Genomic DNA, 2,599 nt, shown 5'->3' on the forward strand with positions numbered 1-2,599 from the left:
AGTACCACTGTGTTAACAAATTACTCGATTTTCCGGCCGCAGCACGGGCACCGCTCGAGGCGGGCAAGCAGTGCGGCAGCAAGCTCTATTCGCAGCGTTGTAATGGAGTCCGGCACATGGCGCTGCTTACGCAGGGGCGCCCCGGGGCCGGAAGCCTTCGGGTAAGGAAGACACTTTGCCGGGTAACCGATGAGTTGAAGTTTTTTGTTGTGCCACCAGGCGCTCGGTGACGAGAAAGCTGTATGCCGCTATGCACAGCGTCGCGTGATGATGAAAGCCGCGCCAGCTGCGCCCCTCGAAATGCCCCAGGCCAAGCTCCTGCTTGAGCTCCTGGTAATCACGCTCAATACGCCAGCGCAGTTTTGCGAGTCGCACGAGCTCCTTGATTGGTGTATCAGCCGGCAACGTACTGAGGAAGTACTTGGTCGGCTCGATTTCTTCCCTGGGCCACTCGACGAGCAGCCATTGCTCCTCAAGGGTGTCAACTGGCTGGGCTGCGCGGGAGGTGCAGTGCACCCGTATTGCCGCAAAGCGCGACGTCAGGGCGGCGTTGGTGCCTTCACGCCATGTGAGCGTGGGAAAGCGCCGCGAGGGCAACTGCATGGCCAGCTCTTTCGCCTGTAATGGCGCCTGAGCTTGCATCTGCAGACTGACCGCGCCTGTTACCCCGACCACATACGTGAAGCCCATCGCTGTGAGCTGCTCGCGGAACTCGGTGCCTGCCCCGTACCCGGCGTCGGCGATAACCAGTTCGGGCAGCGATTCCACCTCTGCGAGATTTTCGAGCAGTTGCAGCGCGAGCATCGGCTTGGTGACGAACTCAAGCGCCTCGGGCACTTTGGCAGCCTTACGACGGTCTGCGTCATCGGCCCAGCTTTGCGGCAAATACAGCTGATAGCGCACCGGCAGACTGAAGCGTTCATTTGCGAGCGACACGCTGACTGCGACCTGGCAGTTGTCCTGTTTCCCGAGCTGACCACAATATTGCCGAGCGACCCCGACCGAATGCTTACCCTTCTTCGGAAAGCCGGTATCGTCAATAATCAGCGCCGCAGGCGAACCCGCGCGCCGGCTTATTCGCTCAAGTACGTAACTGCGCACCGTATCAAGCACCGCCTGATCCGACCACGGTGCATCGGCTACAAAGTGATGCAGACGCTGGTGTTCCGAGCGCACCCGGTCTGGTGACAGATGCGCAGCCATGGGCTCAACGCTCTTGCGCTTGACCGGCAACATCAAGCCCGTACAGTAGCTACGAAAAGGCTCGACACGATCAGCGTGCCCAAGCGACTGAGCCATCAGGGACACATACTCCGCAGCGTTGTAATGGAGTCCGGCACATGGCGCTGCTTACGCAGGGGCGCCCCGGGGCCGGAAGCCTTCGGGTAAGGAAGACACTTTGCCGGGTAACCGATGAGTTGAAGTTTTTTGTTGTGCCACCAGGCGCTCGGTGACGAGAAAGCTGTATGCCGCTATGCACAGCGTCGCGTGATGATGAAAGCCGCGCCAGCTGCGCCCCTCGAAATGCCCCAGGCCAAGCTCCTGCTTGAGCTCCTGGTAATCACGCTCAATACGCCAGCGCAGTTTTGCGAGTCGCACGAGCTCCTTGATTGGTGTATCAGCCGGCAACGTACTGAGGAAGTACTTGGTCGGCTCGATTTCTTCCCTGGGCCACTCGACGAGCAGCCATTGCTCCTCGAGGGTGTCAACTGGCTGGGCTGCGCGGGAGGTGCAGTGCACCCGTATTGCCGCAAAGCGCGACGTCAGGGCGGCGTTGGTGCCTTCACGCCATGTGAGCGTGGGAAAGCGCCGCGAGGGCAACTGCATGGCCAGCTCTTTCGCCTGTAATGGCGCCTGAGCTTGCATCTGCAGACTGACCGCGCCTGTTACCCCGACCACATACGTGAAGCCCATCGCTGTGAGCTGCTCGCGGAACTCGGTGCCTGCCCCGTACCCGGCGTCGGCGATAACCAGTTCGGGCAGCGATTCCACCTCTGCGAGATTTTCGAGCAGTTGCAGCGCGAGCATCGGCTTGGTGACGAACTCAAGCGCCTCGGGCACTTTGGCAGCCTTACGACGGTCTGCGTCATCGGCCCAGCTTTGCGGCAAATACAGCTGATAGCGCACCGGCAGACTGAAGCGTTCATTTGCGAGCGACACGCTGACTGCGACCTGGCAGTTGTCCTGTTTCCCGAGCTGACCACAATATTGCCGAGCGACCCCGACCGAATGCTTACCCTTCTTCGGAAAGCCGGTATCGTCAATAATCAGCGCCGCAGGCGAACCCGCGCGCCGGCTTATTCGCTCAAGTACGTAACTGCGCACCGTATCAAGCACCGCCTGATCCGACCACGGTGCATCGGCTACAAAGTGATGCAGACGCTGGTGTTCCGAGCGCACCCGGTCTGGTGACAGATGCGCAGCCATGGGCTCAACGCTCTTGCGCTTGACCGGCAACATCAAGCCCGTACAGTAGCTACGAAAAGGCTCGACACGATCAGCGTGCCCAAGCGACTGAGCCATCAGGGACACATACTCCTCGAATCTCTTCGAAGTAGTTTCCATCGCTCTCCTCACAATGTGCTTGAAGATAAGCGAA

The 2,599-nt window shown here is 60.0% G+C and carries 2 protein-coding genes; both read right to left on the reverse strand.

What is annotated here, in order from left to right; genetic code table 11:
• Nucleotides 1-126: 126 nt before the first annotated feature.
• Entirely contained in the window at nucleotides 127-1,299 is a 1,173-nt protein-coding gene (locus tag M0D69_RS43520; protein WP_301787962.1) for an IS701 family transposase, read from the reverse strand.
• 51 nt (nucleotides 1,300-1,350) lie between these two features.
• Entirely contained in the window at nucleotides 1,351-2,565 is a 1,215-nt protein-coding gene (locus M0D69_RS43525) for an IS701 family transposase (RefSeq protein ID WP_301787963.1), read from the reverse strand.
• Between the last annotated feature and the right edge of the window lie 34 nt (nucleotides 2,566-2,599).

The sequence above is a fragment of the Caballeronia sp. SEWSISQ10-4 2 genome (genome assembly GCF_030464885.1).
GTDB lineage: Bacteria > Pseudomonadota > Gammaproteobacteria > Burkholderiales > Burkholderiaceae > Caballeronia.